This window comes from Kiloniellales bacterium (assembly GCA_030064845.1).
GTDB lineage: Bacteria > Pseudomonadota > Alphaproteobacteria > Kiloniellales > JAKSDN01 > JASJEC01.
Genome location: JASJEC010000038.1, coordinates 13,234 through 33,181, shown reverse-complemented (window position 1 = coordinate 33,181; position 19,948 = coordinate 13,234). Strand labels below are relative to the sequence as shown.

At 66.9% G+C, this 19,948-nt stretch carries 17 protein-coding genes; 12 read left to right on the top strand and 5 right to left on the bottom strand.

Annotated features, from left to right (window positions below):
* Positions 1–129: 129 nt before the first annotated feature.
* The 6 genes from QNJ67_14150 (at position 130) to QNJ67_14125 (ending at position 5,617) form a co-directional block, all read left to right on the top strand.
* Positions 130–1,302 carry a PLP-dependent aspartate aminotransferase family protein gene (locus QNJ67_14150; GenBank protein ID MDJ0610114.1) on the top strand — a complete coding sequence of 391 codons (1,173 nt, stop codon included), beginning with the start codon at positions 130–132 and terminating at the stop codon, positions 1,300–1,302.
* A 108-nt stretch (positions 1,303–1,410) separates the two neighbouring features.
* Positions 1,411–2,274, top strand: coding sequence for a flagellar motor stator protein MotA (gene motA, locus QNJ67_14145; GenBank protein ID MDJ0610113.1), 864 nt, complete (start codon positions 1,411–1,413; stop codon positions 2,272–2,274).
* Between the two features lie 23 nt (positions 2,275–2,297).
* Complete coding sequence (gene motB, locus QNJ67_14140; protein ID MDJ0610112.1) at positions 2,298–3,191, top strand: flagellar motor protein MotB; 894 nt, start codon at positions 2,298–2,300, stop codon at positions 3,189–3,191.
* An 87-nt stretch (positions 3,192–3,278) separates the two neighbouring features.
* Positions 3,279–3,788: an RDD family protein gene (locus QNJ67_14135; GenBank protein ID MDJ0610111.1), complete on the top strand. Its 510-nt coding sequence runs from the start codon at positions 3,279–3,281 to the stop codon at positions 3,786–3,788.
* Between the two features lie 19 nt (positions 3,789–3,807).
* Entirely contained in the window at positions 3,808–4,956 is a 1,149-nt protein-coding gene (locus tag QNJ67_14130) for an epoxide hydrolase (GenBank protein MDJ0610110.1), read from the top strand.
* Positions 4,957–5,017: 61 nt separating this feature from the next.
* Entirely contained in the window at positions 5,018–5,617 is a 600-nt protein-coding gene (locus QNJ67_14125) for a hypothetical protein (GenBank protein ID MDJ0610109.1), read from the top strand.
* Between the two features lie 222 nt (positions 5,618–5,839).
* On the opposite strand, the gene QNJ67_14120 is transcribed toward QNJ67_14125, so the two are convergent.
* The gene (locus tag QNJ67_14120; GenBank protein MDJ0610108.1) at positions 5,840–6,361 is read right to left on the bottom strand and encodes a hypothetical protein; all 522 of its coding nucleotides are present in this window, start codon (positions 6,359–6,361) and stop codon (positions 5,840–5,842) included.
* 81 nt (positions 6,362–6,442) lie between these two features.
* Complete coding sequence (locus tag QNJ67_14115) at positions 6,443–7,537, bottom strand: cyclase family protein (GenBank protein MDJ0610107.1); 1,095 nt, start codon at positions 7,535–7,537, stop codon at positions 6,443–6,445.
* A gap of 300 nt (positions 7,538–7,837) precedes the next feature.
* Here QNJ67_14115 and QNJ67_14110 point away from each other — a divergent pair, with 300 nt between their 5' ends.
* The 4 genes from QNJ67_14110 (at position 7,838) to QNJ67_14095 (ending at position 12,368) form a co-directional block, all read left to right on the top strand.
* Positions 7,838–9,286, top strand: coding sequence for a circularly permuted type 2 ATP-grasp protein (locus tag QNJ67_14110; protein ID MDJ0610106.1), 1,449 nt, complete (start codon positions 7,838–7,840; stop codon positions 9,284–9,286).
* Positions 9,279–10,268, top strand: a complete 990-nt coding sequence (locus tag QNJ67_14105; protein MDJ0610105.1) for an alpha-E domain-containing protein — start codon at positions 9,279–9,281, stop codon at positions 10,266–10,268. The genes QNJ67_14110 and QNJ67_14105 overlap by 8 nt, the downstream gene beginning before the upstream one ends.
* 9 nt (positions 10,269–10,277) lie before the next feature.
* Positions 10,278–11,039 carry an arginyltransferase gene (locus QNJ67_14100; GenBank protein ID MDJ0610104.1) on the top strand — a complete coding sequence of 254 codons (762 nt, stop codon included), beginning with the start codon at positions 10,278–10,280 and terminating at the stop codon, positions 11,037–11,039.
* A 177-nt stretch (positions 11,040–11,216) separates the two neighbouring features.
* Positions 11,217–12,368 (top strand): TRAP transporter substrate-binding protein, encoded by a 1,152-nt coding sequence (locus tag QNJ67_14095; GenBank protein MDJ0610103.1) that lies wholly within the window; start codon positions 11,217–11,219, stop codon positions 12,366–12,368.
* A gap of 180 nt (positions 12,369–12,548) precedes the next feature.
* On the opposite strand, the gene QNJ67_14090 is transcribed toward QNJ67_14095, so the two are convergent.
* Entirely contained in the window at positions 12,549–13,181 is a 633-nt protein-coding gene (locus tag QNJ67_14090) for a biotin transporter BioY (GenBank protein ID MDJ0610102.1), read from the bottom strand.
* A 259-nt stretch (positions 13,182–13,440) separates the two neighbouring features.
* Positions 13,441–14,142 carry a GAP family protein gene (locus tag QNJ67_14085; protein MDJ0610101.1) on the bottom strand — a complete coding sequence of 234 codons (702 nt, stop codon included), beginning with the start codon at positions 14,140–14,142 and terminating at the stop codon, positions 13,441–13,443.
* Between the two features lie 449 nt (positions 14,143–14,591).
* Here QNJ67_14085 and QNJ67_14080 point away from each other — a divergent pair, with 449 nt between their 5' ends.
* The gene (locus QNJ67_14080) at positions 14,592–16,226 is read left to right on the top strand and encodes a gamma-glutamyltransferase family protein (GenBank protein MDJ0610100.1); all 1,635 of its coding nucleotides are present in this window, start codon (positions 14,592–14,594) and stop codon (positions 16,224–16,226) included.
* A 93-nt stretch (positions 16,227–16,319) separates the two neighbouring features.
* Here QNJ67_14080 and QNJ67_14075 read toward each other — a convergent pair whose 3' ends face one another.
* Positions 16,320–17,843: a gamma-glutamyltransferase gene (locus tag QNJ67_14075; protein ID MDJ0610099.1), complete on the bottom strand. Its 1,524-nt coding sequence runs from the start codon at positions 17,841–17,843 to the stop codon at positions 16,320–16,322.
* 609 nt (positions 17,844–18,452) lie between these two features.
* On the opposite strand from QNJ67_14075, the gene QNJ67_14070 reads away from it, so the two are divergent.
* A complete protein-coding gene (locus tag QNJ67_14070; protein ID MDJ0610098.1) occupies positions 18,453–19,910 on the top strand; it encodes a VWA domain-containing protein in 1,458 nt (485 codons plus the stop codon).
* The last annotated feature ends 38 nt before the right edge of the window (positions 19,911–19,948 follow it).

Below are 19,948 nucleotides of genomic sequence, written 5' to 3'. Positions count from 1 at the left end.
TCGCTCGGGGATCGACCCGATGAGCCGAGGCTTCTCCTGCCGGCCGCGCCACAAAGGGATTGACACCCGCCGTCTGGATACAGAAGGGTCGCGTTAAATCTCACGCAGCTGCGTTTAGGGTCAGATCATATGCCAGACGACGCAAAGCGCCCGAATCGGCTCGGCTTCGCAACCCGCACGATCCACGCGGGGCAGTCGCCGGACCCCTCGACCGGGGCGATCATGCCGCCGATCTACGCGACCTCGACCTACGTCCAGGAGAGCCCCGGCGTTCACAAGGGCTACGAGTACAGCCGGTCGCAGAACCCGACCCGCATGGCCTACGAGCGCTGCATCGCCGACCTGGAGAGCGGCCGGGCCGGCTTCGCCTTCGCTTCGGGCATGGCGGCCATGGGCACGGTGCTCGAGCTGCTCGACGCCGGCAGCCATGTCGTCGCCATGGACGACCTCTACGGCGGCAGCTACCGCATCCTGGAGAACGTGCGCAAGCGCTCGGCGGGGCTGGAAATCACCCTGGTCGACATGACCGACCTCGACGCGCTGGAAGCCGCAATCCGGCCCGAGACGCGCATGATCTGGGTCGAGAGCCCGACCAACCCCCTGCTCAAGCTGGTCGATCTCGAGGCCGTCGCCGCGATCGCCAAGCGCCGGGGCGTGCTGACCGTCTGCGACAACACCTTTGCGACGCCCTGGGTGCAGCGGCCCCTGGAGCTGGGCATCGACCTCGTCATGCACTCGGCAACCAAGTACCTGAACGGCCACTCCGACATGGTCGGCGGCGTCGTGGTCAGCGGCGCCGCGCCGGAAATCGAGGAGCGGCTGGCCTACCTGCAGAACGCCGTGGGCGGCATCCAGGGCCCCTTCGACTCCTTTCTCGCCTTGCGCGGACTCAAGACCCTGGCGCTGCGCATGGAACGCCACTGCACCAACGCGGCCGCCGTGGCCGGCTTCCTGGCCGAGCACCCCAAGGTCGAGACGGTCTACTACCCCGGCCTGCCGAGCCACCCGCAGCACGCGCTCGCCCAACGTCAGATGCGCGGCGCCGGCGGCATGGTGACCGCGGTCCTCGGGGGCGGGCTGGCCGAGGCCAGGCGGTTCCTCGAGCGGGTCGAGATCTTCGCCCTGGCGGAGAGCCTGGGGGGCGTCGAGAGCCTGATCGAGCATCCGGCGATCATGACCCACGCCTCGATCCCCGCCGAGATGCGCGCCGAGCTCGGCATCAGCGACGGCCTGGTCCGGCTGTCGGTCGGCGTGGAGGACACGGAGGACCTGGTGGCGGACCTGGCCCAGGCCCTGGCCTGAGCCGCCGGAATACTACGGATTTAAGACTAACTTATTTCAACTAAACCGTTTATTTACCAGACTGAGCGAGGTTTTCCGGAGACCCGCGAACTCTCCTGGGAAAGCCTCATGTTCCTTCTGATCGGCTCGCTCGTTGTGATCGGCTGTACCTTCGGCGGCTATGTCGCGATGGGCGGCAAGCTGGGCGTCCTGTGGCAGCCCTTCGAGGTCGTCATCATCTGCGGCGCGGCTTTCGGTGCCTTCCTGATCGCCAATACGAGCCCGGTGCTGAAGGGGGCTCTGCGGGCGCTGGGCGCCAGCTTCAAGGGCCCGGCCTACAAGAAGGAGAGCTACGTCGAGCTGCTCAGCGTGCTCTATCAGGTCTTCAAGCTGGCCAAGACCAAGGGCAACCTAGCCCTGGAGCCGCATATCGAGAACCCGGAAAACAGCGCGATCTTCAACGATTTCCCGACCTTCGCCAACAACCATCACGCGGTCGAATTCCTCTGCGACTACCTGCGCATGATGACCCTCGGCGCCGACAATCCGCACGAGATGGAAGCCTTGATGGACGAGGAGCTGGAGACCCACCACCACGAGCACCACCAGCTGGCAGGCGCGATCCAGACCGTGGCCGACGGCCTGCCGGCGCTGGGCATCGTCGCGGCGGTCCTCGGCGTGATCAAGACCATGGGGTCGATCAGCGAGCCGCCTGAAGTCCTCGGCAAGCTGATCGGCGGCGCCCTGGTCGGCACCTTCCTCGGCGTCTGGATCGCCTACGGCTTCGTCGGTCCCATCGCCTCCAAGGCCACCGCCACCTTCGACGCCGAGGGCAAGTACTTCCAGTGCATCAAGGCCGGCCTGCTGGCCCATATGGCCGGATCGGCACCGGCCGTCTCGGTCGAGTTCGCGCGCAAGGCCCTGCTGTCGAGCGACCGGCCGACCTTCGCGGAGGTCGAGGACGCCTGCGCCGCTCTGCCGCCCGTCAACTGACGCCAGCCTGAAGGAACCGGGTCATGGCTGAGGAAGGCGGCAACAACATCATCATCGTCAAGAAGGTCAAGAAGGCGGCGCACAGCCATCACGGCGGCGCCTGGAAGGTCGCCTATGCCGACTTCGTGACCGCCATGATGGCCTTCTTCCTGCTGCTCTGGCTGCTCAACGCCACCACGGACGAGCAGAAGAAGGGCATCGCGGACTACTTCTCGCCGGCCAGCCTGTCACGGCGCACCAGCGGCGCCGGCGGCGTCATGGGCGGCACGGTGATCGCCGAGGAAGGCGCGCTGACCGACCAGACGGCGGCCCTCAACATCGCCAAGAACGTCCCCAGCAGCGAGCAGGCGAGCACGGACTTCGGGCCGAACGACGGCCGATCGATCGAGGACCTGAGCCGCGAGGAGCTCGACGAGCTCATGGCGAGGCGCGAGCAGGAACAGTTCGACGAGGCCGCGCGGACCCTGCGCCAGGCGATCGAGGCGGTGCCGGACCTCAAGGAGCTGGCGCAGAACATCATCATCGATCACACGCCGGAGGGCATGCGCATCCAGATCGTCGATCAGCACGGCAAGTCCATGTTCCCCCTCGGACAGGCCAATATGTTCGACCATACCCGGAAGCTGATGGACCTGGTGGCCGACGCCATCAGCCGCCTGCCGCAGAAGATCGCGATCAAGGGCCACACTGATGCCGCGCCGTTCGTCTCCAACACGGGCTATTCCAACTGGGAGCTCTCGACCGACCGGGCGAATGCGAGCCGTCGGGCCCTGATCGAGGCCGGCATCGACCCCTCGCGGATCGACTCCGTCGCGGGCCGGGCCGCCCAGGAGCTGCTGACGCCGGAAAACCCCTACGACCCGAGGAACCGGCGCATCTCGATCATCCTGCTGCGCGAGATCGAGAAGCCCGGCTGAATACGCCGGACCGCGGCCGGCTTGCCAAGCCGGCAAGGGCGACCCATGTCCTTTTGTGGTATCCATCGCCTCGAGGGCTGATCCATCGTGCCGAAGTTCGAACTGACCCGCTTCGGGGACCGGGACGCGGTCTGGTCCGAGAACCCGCCCGACCCGCTCGACGACCCGGACCTCTACGACGAGATCATGCTGCGCCGGGTGCTCGCCTACGGCATTGACGCGGCGATCCTGATGGTGCTGGTCGCCGCCATGTGGGTTGGGGTGATCCTCTCTCTCGGCCTGCTCTGGCCCGCCAAGCTGATCCTGACCCCGCTGCTGCCGATCCTCTACCACAGCTACTTCGTCGGCGCCTGCGGCGCGACCCTCGGCATGCAGCTGATGGATGTCGAGGTCCGCAGCTGGACCGGCCGCCGGCCGGACTACTTCCAGGCCTTCGTGCTGACCGCGCTGTTCTACGCCACGGTCTTCCCCAGCGGCTTCCTGATCCTGATCGTCTGCCTGCTGAACGACCGCCGCCGCACCCTGCACGACTTCCTCGCCGGCACCGTCTCGGTGCGCTACAGCCATCGGGCCGCCACCAAGGCGGGCCTGGCCTGACCGCGGCGGCCGCGTTGCCGTGACCGGCCTCCGGCCCTTCAGCCTGACGGTCCCCGACGCGACCCTGGCGGGGATCCGCGACCGCGTCGCGGCCTATCCTTGGCACGAGATGCCGGACGACGGCGGCTGGGGCTACGGCACCAACCTCGACGCCTTGAAGCAGCTCTGCCGCTACTGGATCGAGGGCTTCGACTGGCGCGAGCAGGAGGCGGCGATCAACCGCTTCTCCCATTTCATTGCGCCGGTCGAGGGCATCGACCTCCATTTCATCCACGAGAAGGGCAGCGGGCCCGCGCCGCTGCCGCTGCTGATCAGCCACGGCTGGCCGGGCTCCGTGGTCGAGTTCCTCGACCTGATCGAGCCTTTGGCGCATCCGGAACGCTTCGGCGGCAGGGCCGAGGACGGCTTCGACGTGGTCGCCCCTTCCCTGCCCGGCTTCGGATTCTCGGGCCGGCCGCCCCGGCCCTACGGTCCCCGGCGGATCGCCGGCCTGTTCGACCGCCTGATGACCAAGGTGCTCGGCTACGATCGCTACCTCGCCCAGGGCGGCGACTGGGGCGGCGCGATCTCCAGCTGGCTCGGCTTCGAGCATGCGCCGGCCTGCCGGGCGATCCATCTGAACATCATGACCATGCACGACCCCAAGGGGCCCCGGACGCCCGAGGAGGAGGCCTGGGCCCGGCGCTTCGAGCGCGAGCAGGAGATGGAGAACGGCTACCGCATCCAGCAGGCCACCAAGCCGCAGACCTTGAGCTACGCCATGATGGACAGCCCCGTCGGCCTTGCCGCCTGGATCGTCGAGAAGTTCCACGGCTGGTCGGACCTGGCGGGCGACGACATCGAGAGTGCGCACGACCGCGACCGGGTTCTGGCCAACATCATGGTCTACATCGTGACCCGGACCTTCAACACGGCGTCCTGGATCTACTACGGGCGGCGCGAGGAAGGCGGGCGCTTCCTGTCCCACGACGGCAGCCGGGTCGAGGTGCCGACCGCCTGCGCCCTCTTCCCGAGGGAGCTCCTGGCCTGGCCGCCGCGGTCCTACGTCGAGCGGCTATACAACGTTCAGCGCTGGACCGTGATGCCGCGCGGCGGCCATTTCGCGGCCCTGGAGGCGCCGGACCTGCTGATCGACGACGTCCGGGCCTTCGCCCGCAGCCTGCGTTAGCGCTCGCCTTGGACCGCCGGCTTTTGGTACCATCGACGCCGTGTTCCGGGGACTTCGATCGATGACAGCGACCCTTTTCCGGCCGGCGCTCCGGCGGGTGCTTCCCGCCGTCTGCCTGGCCCTCGTGGCGGCCGGCGCGGGCGTCCCGGAGGCCCGGGCGCAGGGCACGGCCTTCCGGCTCGCCTGCGAGCCGATCCCGGAGAGCGCCGTCTTTTTCGTCGAGCCCTACAACGACGACGACCTCAACACCGGCATCGTCGAGTCGTTCAGCAAGGAAATGAAGAAGCTGGGCCACAAGATCGGCCCCAAAGACCGCTACGAGATCATGATGGACAGCAAGATCGAGCTGGGCCGGATCGACGGCCCCAGCCGGACTCTCGGTCACGCCAAGACCGGCGAGCTGGGAGTCGAAGTCATGGTCAACCTCTGGTCCAGCAGCAACGACAGCCTGCTGTCCGGCCGCCGCGGCAGGGAGACCCGCGAGTCGACGCTCCTGATCGTGACCGCGACTCTGCGCGACGGCGATAGCGGCCGGCCGCTCTGGCGCGGCGAGGCACGCGGTGTGCTCGGCAATTCGGACCCCCTCAGGCTCGGCCGCAAGCTGATGCCCGGCCTCGCCCAGGTCTTCGGCTGCCCGACCGAGGCAGGCGGGGTCCCGTAGAGCAGATCCGGGTTCGACTGAATCGCCAGAGGCGATCCATCAAACCCGGAGAATCTGGCCTTACAAATTGATACAGCGCGGCCCGCATTGAACTGAGGCCCGCCCACGAGCCGCGGCCTGTTTCCGAACCGCTTCGGTTGGAACAGGCACGACCGCCGCCGCGCGGCAAGATCCCAGCGCTCGTTCAGTGAAAGCCGTACTTCCGTCCGAACATGATCTGCCCTAGTCGACGAGGCTCGCGTCTGCCAGCCGGTAGTAGAGCCCGCTGTCGTCATCCTCCAGTATCGCGAAGCGTCCCTCCAGCAGAACCGGCCGCTGCGTAAAGCGGATCGGGTTTTCGCTCCTAATGTCGACCAGCGTCTTCGCGGTGCCCGGCAGGCAGAACGGACAGGCCGGCGGGCGGGCCGAGAGCAGGAAGCGCGTGTGGGCGTCACCGGACTCGAGGGCGTACATGAAGCCCCTGATGCGCACCACCTCACCTTCGAGGTCCAGAAGCTCCGCCGGGAACTCGATGAGGAAAATCGTCTGCAGGGGGGCCGGCGTCTCAACCCGGACATTCAGGTTCGCGAGGCTGTCCCAGGCGAGCACGCCCTCCGCCTGGAGGGACGGATCCTCGGCATGGAGCGACTGTTCGTGCGCCCCGTAGTACGACAGCAGGCCCTTCTGCGCCGCCGCCGGAGCGGATCCTGCAATCAGTGCGGCAGCGACCAGGACACCGACGAGCGCCGAAAGCCGAATTACCATGATACTCCACTCCGAAAGTCTTGGCGGTGCGGGACCGGCCCAACGCGCCGGTCCCGTGCCGCGGTGGCCTGGGTGCCCGGTTTAGCGGATCGCGACCGGCGCGCCCATCGAGCCGGTCGCGCCCTGGACCGGAGCGGGGCTGTACATGTAGGCGAAGACGTAGACGCCGTCGTTCGCCAGTTCCGACAGCTTCATGTTCTCCTGGTTGACGATGCCGTGACGGGTCTGCAGGTAGGTATGGACGCAGAACACGCAGGCCGGGTCCGGGTTGGGCACCGCATCGACCGGCCAGGTGTCGGCGCCGGTCACGCCGGCCTTGACCTCCTCCGCGACCCAGCGCGCGACCTCCATGCCGATCCCGGGGCAGCCGTTGTTGTAGGTCGCCGCGTCGCCCCAGTGTTTCTCCCAGCCGGTGCGGAAGATGATCGCGTCGCCTTCCTCGAACGCGAAGCCTTCCATGCCCTGCTTCTGCAACGCGGCGTTCACGTCGGCCATGGTGATGACCTCGCCCGCTTGCATCGCCTCGACGCCACGGGCGGACGCGATATCCAAGAGGATGCCGCGCGCCACGATGGGATGCAGCTTCTCCGTCCCCAGCTTGTTCAGACCGTAGGGATTGCCCATCTCGGCGGCGGTGAAGCCGTTGTACCAGCGCATTTCCGTCTTGTCGCCGTCCACGCCGACCTGCACGCCGATATGGCCCAGGCCGTCGAACTGTGTGCCGACCTGTCCCACCTCGGTCGCCAGGAACTCGTCGTTCCACATGATCCGGTTGGCGCCGAAGGTACCGCCGGTCGGCGTACCAGGGATGCGCAACGAGAACTTGCGGGCCCCGAACAAGGGCATATCGGCGTTGTAGGGGTGGCCGAGTTTGTAGACCTTGCCATCCTCGACCTGCGCCATGGCGCGCAGCACGACCTCGGGCTTGGTGTACCAGTTGGTCGATCCAGCTTCGTCACCCTCGCCCCAGAGCGGGTTGGGCCACCACTTGGAGCCCAGCGGCGTGTCCATGGTCTTGCCGTCGACCCAGGGCTTGCCGGCGCAGTCCTTCCAGCTCTCCGGCGAACACTCCGCCAGCGCCGGACTGGACAAGGCCAAGGCACCGGCAAAGGCGATCGCCGTCCCGCTCGCCAGAACCGCCGTTGTTTTGAGGGAACCGACTGGACCTTTTCTCATGACTTCCTCCCAATGATTGAAACGCTTGCGCGACCGCGCGTTCTCAGGCGCCCGTTGTGGGCCGCTTCCTGCCGGAAACAGGCGTCCCGATGCTAGCACCAAAACGCGCTGAAGCAGATAGAGCCTCTACTCGCAAGAGAGCGACCTGTGGTAAGCCGGGGCGAGGACGACGGCGCTTTCCACCGAAACCGCGAGCGGGATGTGGACTTCCGATCAGAAGTATTTCATTAGGGCACCCGATATGCTGGCCATCCGCCCCTCTTCCTTGCGATACTTCAGTTTGGTGACAAGGAGCGGCCCATGACGGAAGCGGCAGCCGGCAGCATCCTGTCCGGATACAACCCCGGCGGGTTCCACTGCGAGATGCTGGGGACGGGCGAGCCTGGCCCGCAAGCCGCCGAGATCTGGCGGCGGCTCGGGCGCCTCGGCCTCGAGGAGTTGCGCGGCCGGGCCAAGGACGCCGAGCTGGAGCTGTTCAACTTCGGCATCACCTTCACGGTCTATTCCCAGAAGGACGCGATCGACCGCATCCTGCCGTTCGACGTGATCCCGAGGGTCATCTCGGCGGAGGATTGGCGCCGGATCGAGAGCGGCGTGATCCAGCGGGTGACAGCGATCAACCACTTCCTGGCGGACATCTACAACGACCAGAAGGTCCTGAAGGACGGCGTCGTGCCCGCGGAGCTGGTCCTGACCAACAAGAACTACCGCCCCGAGATGGCCGGCCTGGACGTGCCCTTCGGCACCTACGTCCACATCAACGGCACCGACCTTGTGCGCGACCACGAAGGACAGTTCCTGGTCCTGGAAGACAACGGCCGCACGCCCTCGGGCGTCAGCTACGTGGTCGAGAACCGGCACCTGATGCAGCGCGCCTTCCCCGACCTGATGGCCGACATCGGGATCCGGCCGGTCTCCAACTACGGGCAGAAGCTGCACGAGGCCCTGGCCGAGATCGCGCCCGGCGGCGTGACCGACCCCCAGGTCGTCCTGCTGTCGCCCGGCACCTACAACTCGGCCTACTTCGAGCACATCTTCCTGGCACGGGAGATGGGCGTGCCCCTGGTCGAGGGCGGCGATCTGGTGGTGCAGGACGACGGAGTCTACATGCGGACCATCGCCGGTCTCGAGCCGGTCCACGTGATCTACCGCCGGATCAACGACGACTTCCTCGACCCCAAGGCCTTCAATCCGGACAGCGTACTGGGCACCCCCGGCCTGTTCGAGGCCTACCGCAAGGGCCAGGTCGCCCTGGCCAACGCCATCGGCACCGGCGTGGCCGACGACAAGGCGGTCTACGCCTACATGCCGCGGATCATCCGCTACTACCTGGACGAGGACCCGATCCTGCCCAACGTGAAGACCCACATCTGCCGCGAGCCCGAGGGCCTCAAGTACACCCTGGCGCATCTCGAGGAGCTCGTGGTCAAGCCGGTCGGCGAGGCCGGCGGCTACGGCATCACGGTCGGGCCGCGGGCCAGCCGGCGCCAGCTCCAGGCCTGCCGGGAACAGCTCGAGGCGGATCCCGCCAACTACATCAGCCAGCCCATGGTCCAGCTCTCGGTCTGCCCGACCCTGGTCGAGGAGGGGATCGAGGCGCGCCACGTCGACCTGCGGCCCTTCGCGGTGACCGGGAAATCCACCTGGGTTCTACCGGGCGGGCTGTCGCGGGTCGCCCTCACCAAGGGGTCGATCGTGGTCAACTCGTCGCAGGGCGGCGGTTCGAAGGACACCTGGGTCCTTGAGTAACCTACTGTCACGCTACGCCGAAGCGGCGTTCTGGATGGCCCGCTACATGGAGCGGGCGGAGAACCTGGCGCGCATCCTGGACGTCAACGAGACCTTCAGCCGGGACAGCCGGGGCGCCCAGAACTGGCAGTCCGTGCTCCAGCTCTACGCCGACGAGACCCGCTACCTCGAGCGCAACGAGGCCGTCACGCCCCAGCAGGTCATCTACTTCTACACGCTCGACCTGGAGAACCCAGGCTCGATCGTCTTCGCGCTGCGCGCGGCCCGGGAGAACGCCCGCACCCTGCGGCCGCTGATCTCGACCGAGATGTGGACCCAGGTCAACATCTTCTACAACCGCCTCAGGGCGCTGAAGCCGGAGGACCTGAGCGAGCCGCGCCTGACCCGCTTCTGCAGCTTCGTCAAGGAGTCCTGCCAGACCCATACCGGGGTCGCCGAGGGCACGCTCTACCGCGACGCCGGCTGGTCGTTCTACCATCTCGGCCAGGCCCTGGAGCGGGCCGACCAGACGACACGGTTGCTGGACGTGAAGTACCACCTGCTGCTGCCGAACTCGACCGACGTGGGTTCGCCCGCCGACGTCAGCCAGTGGAACGCCGTGCTGCGCTCGGCGGCCGGCTACCACGCCTACCGGCGGATCCACCCGAGCGGCCTCAGCCCAGAAACGGTCGCCGGCTTCTTCCTGTTCAATTCGGTCTTTCCCCGCTCGGTCCTGGCCTGCGTGACCAGCATGGACCGCCTGCTGAGCGACCTGCGGTGCGACCACGGACTTTCGGCCGGAAAGACGGCCCAAGAGGTCTTGAGGGAACTCTGCGTGACCCTTATGACGGACAGCGCCGCCGACGTGATCGCGCGGGGCTTGCATCAGTACCTCGACCGAACGCAGCTGAAGCTGATCGAGGTCACCGAAAGCCTGAGGCACGATTTCTTCCGGCCCGAGACCGGCGCCGTGGCCGAGGGCGCAGGACAACCGCAAGCTTGAGAGACCGGGATGACCTCCGGAGCTTACAAGAGGAGCGATCAGAAGGGCTCGGGCCCGTGGCCGAAGCCGCCGCTCCACATGTTCTACGTCCTGATGGAGACCGCCTGCCCCTATCTGCCCGGCCGGCTGGAGCGCAAGGTCATGACCCAGATCCAGGGCGACGACGGGGCGCGCCTCTATAGCCGGCTCTCGCGCGCCGGCTTCCGCCGCAGCCATAACTTCGCCTACCGCCCGGCCTGCAGCGGGTGCAGCGCCTGCGTCCCCGTGCGTGTCGAGGCCGAGGCCTTCCGTCCCACCGCGTCCCTGCGCCGGATCCAGCGGCTCAACGCGGGTCTCTCCTGGCAGGAGCGGCCGCCGACGCCGACCCGCGAGCAGTTCGCTCTGTTCAGCAATTACCTGCGGGCCCGGCACCGGGACGGACAGATGTCGACCATGACCTTCGAGGACTACCGGGCCATGGTCGCCGAGACCCATCTGGAGACCACGGTCACCGAGTTCCGCGAGGCCAACGGCCAGCTGGTCGCCGCCTGCCTGAGCGACTGGCTCGAGGACGGCCCCTCCGCGGTCTACAGCTTCTTCGAGCCGGGACTCGAGCGCCGCAGCCTGGGGACCTACATGGTGCTCTGGCTGATCGAGGCAGCGCGCCGCCGGGGCCTGCCCCACGTCTACCTCGGCTACTGGATCGACGGCTCGAGCAAGATGGACTACAAGACCCGTTTCCAGCCGATTCAAGGACTTGGGCCCGAGGGTTGGGTCCGACTCTCGCCCTGATTTCGCCATCCTCGCGTGCGATCAAGCCGCTGCCCGTGCCCCGCGTCCGGCCATGGCTCGGCTTGCGCGGCGGCAGCAAGCGCCATATTCTCTGCCCCCCGCCGCCGTCTCGCTCCTGACCGGAAGCACCGGCTGACCGCCGAGGACAAGGACAGCCAGCAAGGAGAAGCTGCCACAATGGACTCCCGACCTGCCGGCCGGCAGGACGCGGCCCGCAAACGGCCGCGCCGCCGCGCCTTTCTGAAAAAGGCCGGCGTCACCGCCGCGGCCGCCGCGGCCCTTTCCGGCGCCGGCTTTCCGCGCCCCGCCATCGCCCAGGGGGCGCTGAAGTGGCGCGTGGCCATGACCTGGCCAAAAAACTTCCCCGGCCTCAGCACGGGGGCGACCACGCTGGCGGATTTCATCGCGCGGGCCTCGGGCGGGCGCCTGACCGTTGAGGTCTTCAGCGCCGGCGAGATCGTGCCCGGCTTCGAGATCCTCGACGCGGTCAGCCGGGGCGACCTGGAGATGGGTCACGGCGCCCCCTACTACTGGACCAAGCAGCAGCCCGCCATGCAGTTCCTCGCCTCGCTGCCCTTCGGTCTGACCGCCATGGAGCAGAACGCCTGGCTGCAGGCCGGCGGCGGGCAGGAACTGGCCGAGAAGGCCTACCGGGAGCTGGGCTGCAAGTTCTTCGCCTCGGGCAACACCGGCATGCAGGCCGGCGGCTGGTTCACCCGCGAAGTCCGAAGCATGGAGGACTTCAAGAGCCTCAAGATGCGCATCCCGCGGCTCGGCGGCGAGGTGGTCAAGGCGGCCGGCGGCACGGTGCTGGACCTGCGCGCGGGCGAGATCCCTCCGGCGCTGCATTCCGGCGCGATCGACGCGGCCGAGTGGTTCGGGCCCTACAACGACCTCTCCTTCGGCCTGCACAAGAGCGCCAAGCTCTACTACTACCCCGGCTGGCACGAGCCGGCGACCCTGCTCGACAACTTCATCAACATGGCGGCCTGGGAGTCGCTCGACAGTGAGCTCCAAGCGATCGTAGCCGCGGCCAACGCGGTGACCAACCAGCACGTGCTCAACGAGTTCACGGCGCGCAACGCCGCCGCGCTGCGCACACTGCGCACGGAACACGGCGTCGTCTTGAAGAAGTTTCCCGATCCGGTCCTGAACGGCCTCGGCGGGCTATCCGGCGAGGTCATCAGAGACCTCGCCGCGGCCGACCCGCTCAGCGGGGAGGTCCTGGACTCGATCCTGGACTTTCGCGCCAAGGCGCTCGGCCAGGCGCGGATCGCCGAGCAGGCCTTCTACAACGCCCGCACCCTGCCCTTCAGATTCGTGCGCTGAGCCCGGAGTCCTTGACCACAGTCATCCTTCGACACGGGGCGAAGCCCGGCGCTGCGCGCGGATGAGGGCAAATGCTTGAAACACTTCGCCCTCACCCGCGCGTAGCGCGAGTGCTCCGCACTCTCGTCGAAGGGTGATGGTCCCGACTGAGCACTTTCTCAACAGCCCGCTAGCGGCCGGTTAGCCCCGGCGCGCGACGCCTCGCCAGATCAGCGGCAGCGCTGCCGCGGCCAGCGCCAGCTTCAAGGCGTCGCCGAGTAGGAAGGGCAGCGCGCCGGCGGCGACCGCCGCGCCGACGGCGCTCTCCGCCCCGGTCGCGGTGACGAACTGGGCGCCGGGCCCGGCGTAGAACAGGGCGAGCCAGGCGAGCCCGGGCAGGTAGATCAGCACATTGCCGAGCAGCATGGCGGCGGCGGTGGCGAAGACGGAGCGGTCCCAGCCGCGCTCGGCGAGATAGCCGACCAGCCCGGCCGCCAGGACGAAGCCGACGAGATAGCCGCCCGTCGGTCCCATGAGAACCGCGGCGCCGCCGGCAAACTTGGCGAAGACCGGCAGGCCGAGCGCGCCCTGGGCGAGATAGAGCAGCAGCGTGGCGGACCCGAGCCGCCAGCCGTAGGCCATGCCGATCACCAGGACGGCGAAGGTCTGGCCGGTGATCGGGACCGGCCAGAGTGGCACGGTGATCTGCGAGCAGAGCGCCACGAAGAGGCTGCCGGCGACCGCCAGAATCGCGTTCCGCAGCCAGCCGGCCGTCTCGCCCGCTGGCCAGAGCGCGCCCGCCAAGGTCCCCTTCGTCGTTGCCAGTGAGGTCATGCTTTCCCCCTGAAGCCTTTATTGGGTCTGAATCTCCCGGCAGCCGCGCGCAAGACTCCGCGCTCGACGCCCAAACCCTGAATACGGCAAGCGGCACGGCCTGCCAAGGCTCATCCAGGGCCCAGCGCGGCCTCGGGTTTGCCGGTCGCGGCGGTCCGCGTTCCGACACTGGAGCCAAAGCGACGTCAATTGGAGCGGGCTCGGTGTTCGCTGTTTGACCAAAGGCAGACCAGAGAGGGTGGAGGGGTGCCGAGGAGTTTCAAACCGGGATCAGCGGTGTACCAAGGAACCAACCGACACCATCCATAACGAGCAGAGCTCCAAGCATAAGCATCAGGCTTAAGATGAGCCGCTGGCCCCATCGGTCAAAAAAGCCCCTGATACTGTCTAGAAGGCGCTGGCTGCGCTCACCGAGCACTAGTCTCAAGACCACGATGGCAGCGAGTGGCGCAACGAAAACCATGTTGTAGACGACGAGTGCCATGACTTCCTGCCTGGTCGTCTGATCACTTCTGAGGATGAGGTCGATGGCCGCGAGATAGGGCACAGCACCCGGTAAACCGACAATGGTCATCCCGGCGCCGGCGAGAAAGGCCTGGCTAGCCGTCATCGCAGTGGGAGCGTCTTTCTCGGTCTGTTGTCTGCGGGCTCGGGCAATGCGAAGGCCAAGGACGACAAGGACGAAGCCAATCAGGATCTGAAAGATCAGCTCTTCGGTATTGGGGTCTTGCCAGACCTTGAGGGCGTAGGCGTTGATCGCATCGAACACGCTCTGCAGGCCGAACAGGACCAACAACCCGCAGACCAAGTAGGTCACGAAAATGCCAGCGAGGAGGGCTGTGCTTCGAAACAGAGGGCTCGGACCGCCGAGCAGAATTACCAAGACTACAATGCAAAGAGGAATGATCGAGGTGCTGTCCAGCAAGGCAATCGGCGTTAGCACCAGCACTAGTTCTGCCATCGCTGCCTTCCTCGATTCAGCGCTCCGTCAAAGGGTACAGATCAATTTGTGCAAGCGTTAGCGTTTCCGCCCAAGGGCAGTGAATGGGTACCAGCCGGAGACAGGAACCTCCGCTCTCGGGATTGCGATCCCGCGCACGTCCGTCTATGGGGCCAGAGCGGCCCTATCGAGCCCAGCGGTCGGAATCTCGGGCCAAGGCGGACGTGCCACTGCCGTGGCGGGCACGTCAGGGTGAAATCTTGCTGTCTGTCTTCAGATAACATGCCTAATTCGCCGAACGTTCTTGATGACGGCACCAGATTTGTTCGTCATCCCGTGACCCTTCGACCAAGGGCACACCGGGTCGGAAAAACCGACGGCCTTCCGCGCCTTGACACCCTATTCGGGCGTGTCGAGTATCCCGTGCAGGGAGGCGGCCACGCCCAACCGCAAATGGGATTCTCCAGACCATGACTCACGGCATCGTGTGCGCCGCCCAGCCGGAAGCGGTCGAAGCCGGGGCGCTCATGCTTATGCGCGGCGGCAATGCCGTGGATGCCGCCGTTGCCTGCGCGCTGACCCAGGGCGTCGTCGATCCACTCATGACCGGACTCGGCGGCGTCGGCACCGCCATCGTGCGCGTCCCCGGGCACGGGCTGCTTGAGAACCTCAACTTTCTCGGCGCCGCACCGGCGTCAGCGACCCCGGACATGTGGGCGGACCGGATCGTCGGCGAGACCGGCGACGGGTTCGGCTTCGTGCTCGCCGGGCGCGAGAACGCGCTCGGCCACCAGGCGGTGATGATCCCCGGCAATCTGGCCGGCTATTGGGCCATGCATTCGGCGCACGGGGCCCTGCCCTGGGCCGAGCTCTGCGAGCCCGCGATCGATCAGGCGGAACGGGGATGGATGGTGCGCCCCCACGTCTACGCCTACGCGATCCAGGACGAGGCGGCCCAGGGGCGCGTGCCGAACGCTGAGATTCTGGGCTTCACTGAGACGGGCCGCGCGCTCTATCTCGACCCGGCCGACCGTCCCGGGGTGCCCGGCACCATGAAGCCGCCCGGCACCCGCATCCGCAATCCGGATATCGCGGACACCCTGCGCGCGGTCGCTGCCTCGGGCGCCGACGCGCTCTATCGGGGCGAGCTCGGGAAACGCATCGTCGACGACATGCGCGCCCAGGGTGGCTTGATCACGCTGGAGGACTTGGCCGGCTACCGTGTCATTCACCAGGCCGCGCTCGAGGGAACCTACCGCGGCCACAGGATCGCCACGAACCAGCCCGGCGGCTCCGGCGTGCAGGTGCTGGAAACCCTGAAGATCCTGGAGCAGTTCGACCTCCGCGGCCTGCGCCACGGCGGGCCCGAGCACCTGCGCATCGTCGCCGAGGCCATCGCCTATGCCTACCAGGACAAGCGGGCGCACGTCGGCGACCCGGACCACGTCGACGTTCCCCTCGATCTTCTCATCAGCGCCGAGCGGGCAGCCGCGTATGCGCGCCGTATCGAGGGCGGCGAGCAGGCGACGCTGCAGCGACTGGAATCGCTGGACGAACCGCCGGAAACGTCACAGGTCTGCGCCCTGGACGAGCACGGCAACGCCGTGTCGATGACCCACACGCTGGGCGCGCCCTCCGGCGTGATCGCGCCGGGCACCGGTTTCATCCTCAACGGCTGCATGGGGATCTTCGATCCGCGGCCCGGCCACGCGACCTCGATCGCGCCGGGCAAGTCCTACACCAGCTCGATGTCGCCAAGCATCGTGTTCGATCCCGATGGCGCGCTGCGCATCGTTCTCGGCGCACCCGGCGCGACCTACATCCCCCAGGCCATCGCCCAGGCCATCTCGAACGTGCTTGACTTCGGCATGGCGATGTCGGATGCGGTCATCGCGCCGCGCATCGCGGTGACACGCAGCCGCACCATCGACGTCAGCAATCGGATTCCGCGCTTCGTGACCGACGAGCTCGAGGCGGCGGGCTACGCCATCCAGCGCAGCTACCTGAGCTATGCCTTCGCCGGCGTTCATGGCGTCGAGGTCGCCGGCCAGACCTGGCGGGGCGGCGCCGATCCGGGTCGTGACGGGATGGCGCTCTCCGTCTGAGGCCTTCGGTCCCCACTCTGATTCAGCCGTTAAGAGCAGATTCACGCGATTGAATGGATCGCCCCGGGCGAGTCCATTCAATCACGATCCGCTCTAGCGGCTGAGCGCCGTACCCCCTGTTCGGCGGATGTCCGCCGCCATTTCGAAGCGGTCGGGCGGTGCGAAGCACACGGCGCTGACGCCGCCGAAGTACATGTCCAGCCCTTCGAAGCGGCGGCGCGGTATCTCCAGGTCGTCGACCGGCATACCCGGCTCGTAGGCGACGCAGCGCTCCCCCCCTTGCGGCCACTCGACATGCAGGCGGGGGTGATTGACCGCCTCCTGAAGCGGCATGTCGAGATGTATGAAATTCGTCACCGTCTGCAGGATCGCCGTGGTGATGCGGTCCGCGCCCGGCGATCCGATGGACAGCACGGCGCCGTCGGGGCTGCGGCCGGTGGTCGGCGCCATGTTGGAGGGGATGCGTGTACCGGGTCTGAGCGCGTGGAACCCTCGCTTGTTGAGCTCGACCTCGCCCAGGGTGTTGTTCATCCAGATGCCCGTTCCCGCCGGCATGACACCGGAACCGTAGCCGGCCGAGGCGGTTATGGCGCAGGCCAGCCCATCCCCGTCCACCGCGGAGGTATGCACCGTGGACGGCGAGGCCAGCGCCGAGGGATTCCTGTTCGCAAGGCTCAACAGGCGCTCCACGTCGCGCCCGAGCGCGTCGCTCTTGTCCAAACGGCGCCTGCGATACTGCATCACCCGGGTCTGCACGTCGATCAAACGAGCCGCCATCTGCGCCGTCCAGGCGCTGTGTTCGAAGCCGCGCACCAGCAACAGCATGCCCGCCAAGACGGCGCCCCCGACGCTCGGCGCGGCAGCGGTCGCCAGATGCCAGTCATCCATCGTTACCTCGAGAGCCGGCACGACGTGGGGACGGTAGGCCTCGAGGTCCGCCAGGCCCAAGAGGCCGTCGTTGGCTTCCATGTCGCGGGCGATCGAACGCGCGATATCGCCCCGATAGAAGGCCTCCACGCCTTCCTCCGCGATAGCCGCGAGGCTGTCGCTGAGGCCGTCGATGTGGATCGTGTCCCCGACACGTTTCACCACGCCGTGCTCGTCCTGCAGCGGGCGCAAAGCGGGGGGATTCCAGCCAAATATGCCTGTGTGCGTATGCTCGATGTAGCGTTGGGACGCAGCGGAAAGGGGAAACCCGTCTTTTGCGTGGACGTAGGCGGGTTCCACGAGCGCCTTCCAGGGAATGCTGCCGTAGCGCTGGGCGGCCGAGGCGTAGCCGGCGAGCGCGCCGGGCGTGGCGACCGAGGGGTACCCGACCGTCGTCGGCGTGCCGCCACCGTAGGCCAGCATGACGTCCAACCCGCCGCGGCCGATGCGCTCGACCGGCGCATCCCGGCCCGGCATCTCCGACGTCGCATCGATCATGATCGGAGGCTCGCCCGGCGGCCAGATGACGACAAGTGCGCCGCCCCCGAGCGAGACGACGCCCGGCTCCGTCACCAGCTGAACCAGGCTCGCGGCGATCGCCGCATCGACAGCGTTGCCGCCGCCCCTTGCGATCTCGGCGCCTGCGTCCGCTGCGATCTGCGAACTTGCTGCGATGGCGAGACGGGTCATCTCGTTCCAGCCACAAAACACGTCGTTCTGGAATTCTTGCCGCCACCGGCCGGAGACTGCGGTGATCTAAGTCAAACAACGACGCGCGGGCGACAGGCCGGTTCGGCGGGCAGCCGGGCGGTTCCGACGGGTTGGAGGGCCGGTCTGGAGGCTAGATCGGACTTGCGGGTAAGTGTCTCGATAGGTCCGGATGTAGCCAGATCCGGACGTTCCCCCCGCAAAGGCCAAAGGCTAGTTTGCCCTGCACGCCATAGCGGCAAGCGCCTCAATCCTTCGTCAAGCAAGGGCGGTCTTTCTCCGTACCCATCGGCGGCCGCTCCGGAACCTGTCTGCTTCTCCACTGAAGTCCTCCCCAGGCACAATCGCCGGGCCGGTGCCCTGATTCACAGCGGCAATGAATCGCAGGTTCAGGCATTAATAATAAAAGTCCCCGTCTTACAGTCAGTTTAAAACAATTACTGCATTTTATTTAAGTATTATCAAAATAAACGCTGATTATTTATAATTGGTTAAGTTAATATACATAAAATTCACAAAGCTTTAGTGACGTATACACGTCTTATTTTTACTATGTTTGGGAGGCTGACTATGGGGTGGTCCCTGGATGTCGTGGCTTCGAGAGGCCAACTGAAGGCCCTTTGCCGTCGTTTCCTGGTGGGCGAACGCGGGGCGTCGCTGCCCCTCCTGGCCGTTCTGACCATACCGATCGTTGGCATCATCGGCCTCACGATCGACTCGGGGCGCGGCTACCTGGTCAAGGCCCGGATGGGCGACGCCCTCGACGCCGCTATGCTCGCCGCCGCCCACGTCAAGGACGAAACCAAGATCGACGACGAGATCCGCAAGTATTTCGACGCCAACTTCCCGCCCGGCTACATGGGCGCCACCGTGACCCTGACCGCGGCCGACGTCGACCAAGTCGCCGGTACGATCGACGTCAGCGCGTCCGCCAACATGGGCACCACCTTCATGCGCCTTTTCGGCAAGGAGTCCGTGCAGGTCGGCACGGGCACCCAGGTCACCCGCGAGACCGTCAGCATGGACGTGGTCCTGTCCATGGACATGTCGGGCTCGATGAGCAACTCCGACGGCTCGGGCAGCACGCGCATCATCGCCGCGCGGACCGCGGCGCTCACCCTGGTTGACGTGCTCTATGGCAACAAGACGGGCTCGGACCTGCTGACCATCGGCCTGGTGCCCTGGAACGGCGCGGTCAACATCTGGCAGGACGGCACCAGCTTCACCGGCACTTCGCCTTCCACGGTGTCAAGCTTCACCAACCCCTGGGAGGACGAGTCCCAGACCACGCTCTACTATCCGAACAACACGCCAGTTCCCCTGCTGAACAACCCGGACAACACTTGGAACGGCTGCGTCTTCGCGCGCTACCGGAGCGGCTTTGACGAGGACGACGGCGACGGCACGGTCGGCGTCGCCGACCACCTGCTCGGGCCGCTCACCACGACTGACGGCACCGACTGGCTGGGCTGGCAGGCCAACTGGGTAGACCCTGCCGACCCCGGGGAAGAGTGCGATGACGGCTGTCCCGAATACACGGATTGCCTCACCCACGGCATCACGCGCCTGACCGACCAGCGGACGGCGATCGAGAACGCGATCAACGCCCTGACCAGCCCACGAGGCGTCACCAACATCGCCCAGGGCCTGGCCTGGGCCTGGCGCGTGGTCTCGCCGGGCGAGCCCTTCGCCGACGCCGATCCCTTCCCCACGGGCCTCCACGAGCGCGCCATCGTCCTGCTGACCGACGGCGAGCAGTACGGCGGCACCAATGACGGCTACGACGCCGCCTTCGGCACCGGCGCCGCCGCCGGCGCCAACGGCATGAACGACCGCCTGCTGGCGGTCGCCGAGAGCATCAAGGACAGCGGCATCAAGATCTACGTGATCCAGTTCTACTTCAGCAACGGGCCGCTGCAGACCCTCCTGAAGCAGGTCGCCTCCAAGCCCAAGGCGCCCTACTACCACTTCGCGCCCGACGGCGACGCCTTGAACGAGGCGTTCGAGGAGATCGCCGACGACCTCTCGGCCTTGAGGATTTCGCGATGATGGCCGCTTCCCGCCGGATCGTCTCATAGCGGTCTAAG

Excerpts from the sequence above, each read along its gene's own strand:
- QNJ67_14075 (MDJ0610099.1), bottom strand. The coding sequence starts at position 17,843 with ATGACCCGTCTCGCCATCGCAGCAAGTTCGCAGATCGCAGCGGACGCA.
- QNJ67_14110 (MDJ0610106.1), top strand. The coding sequence starts at position 7,838 with ATGACGGAAGCGGCAGCCGGCAGCATCCTGTCCGGATACAACCCCGGC.
- QNJ67_14080 (MDJ0610100.1), top strand. The coding sequence starts at position 14,592 with ATGACTCACGGCATCGTGTGCGCCGCCCAGCCGGAAGCGGTCGAAGCC.
- QNJ67_14100 (MDJ0610104.1), top strand. The coding sequence starts at position 10,278 with ATGACCTCCGGAGCTTACAAGAGGAGCGATCAGAAGGGCTCGGGCCCG.
- QNJ67_14090 (MDJ0610102.1), bottom strand. The coding sequence starts at position 13,181 with ATGACCTCACTGGCAACGACGAAGGGGACCTTGGCGGGCGCGCTCTGG.
- QNJ67_14120 (MDJ0610108.1), bottom strand. The coding sequence starts at position 6,361 with ATGGTAATTCGGCTTTCGGCGCTCGTCGGTGTCCTGGTCGCTGCCGCA.
- QNJ67_14095 (MDJ0610103.1), top strand. The coding sequence starts at position 11,217 with ATGGACTCCCGACCTGCCGGCCGGCAGGACGCGGCCCGCAAACGGCCG.
- motA (MDJ0610113.1), top strand. The coding sequence starts at position 1,411 with ATGTTCCTTCTGATCGGCTCGCTCGTTGTGATCGGCTGTACCTTCGGC.
- QNJ67_14150 (MDJ0610114.1), top strand. The coding sequence starts at position 130 with ATGCCAGACGACGCAAAGCGCCCGAATCGGCTCGGCTTCGCAACCCGC.
- QNJ67_14085 (MDJ0610101.1), bottom strand. The coding sequence starts at position 14,142 with ATGGCAGAACTAGTGCTGGTGCTAACGCCGATTGCCTTGCTGGACAGC.
- motB (MDJ0610112.1), top strand. The coding sequence starts at position 2,298 with ATGGCTGAGGAAGGCGGCAACAACATCATCATCGTCAAGAAGGTCAAG.
- QNJ67_14125 (MDJ0610109.1), top strand. The coding sequence starts at position 5,018 with ATGACAGCGACCCTTTTCCGGCCGGCGCTCCGGCGGGTGCTTCCCGCC.
- QNJ67_14115 (MDJ0610107.1), bottom strand. The coding sequence starts at position 7,537 with ATGAGAAAAGGTCCAGTCGGTTCCCTCAAAACAACGGCGGTTCTGGCG.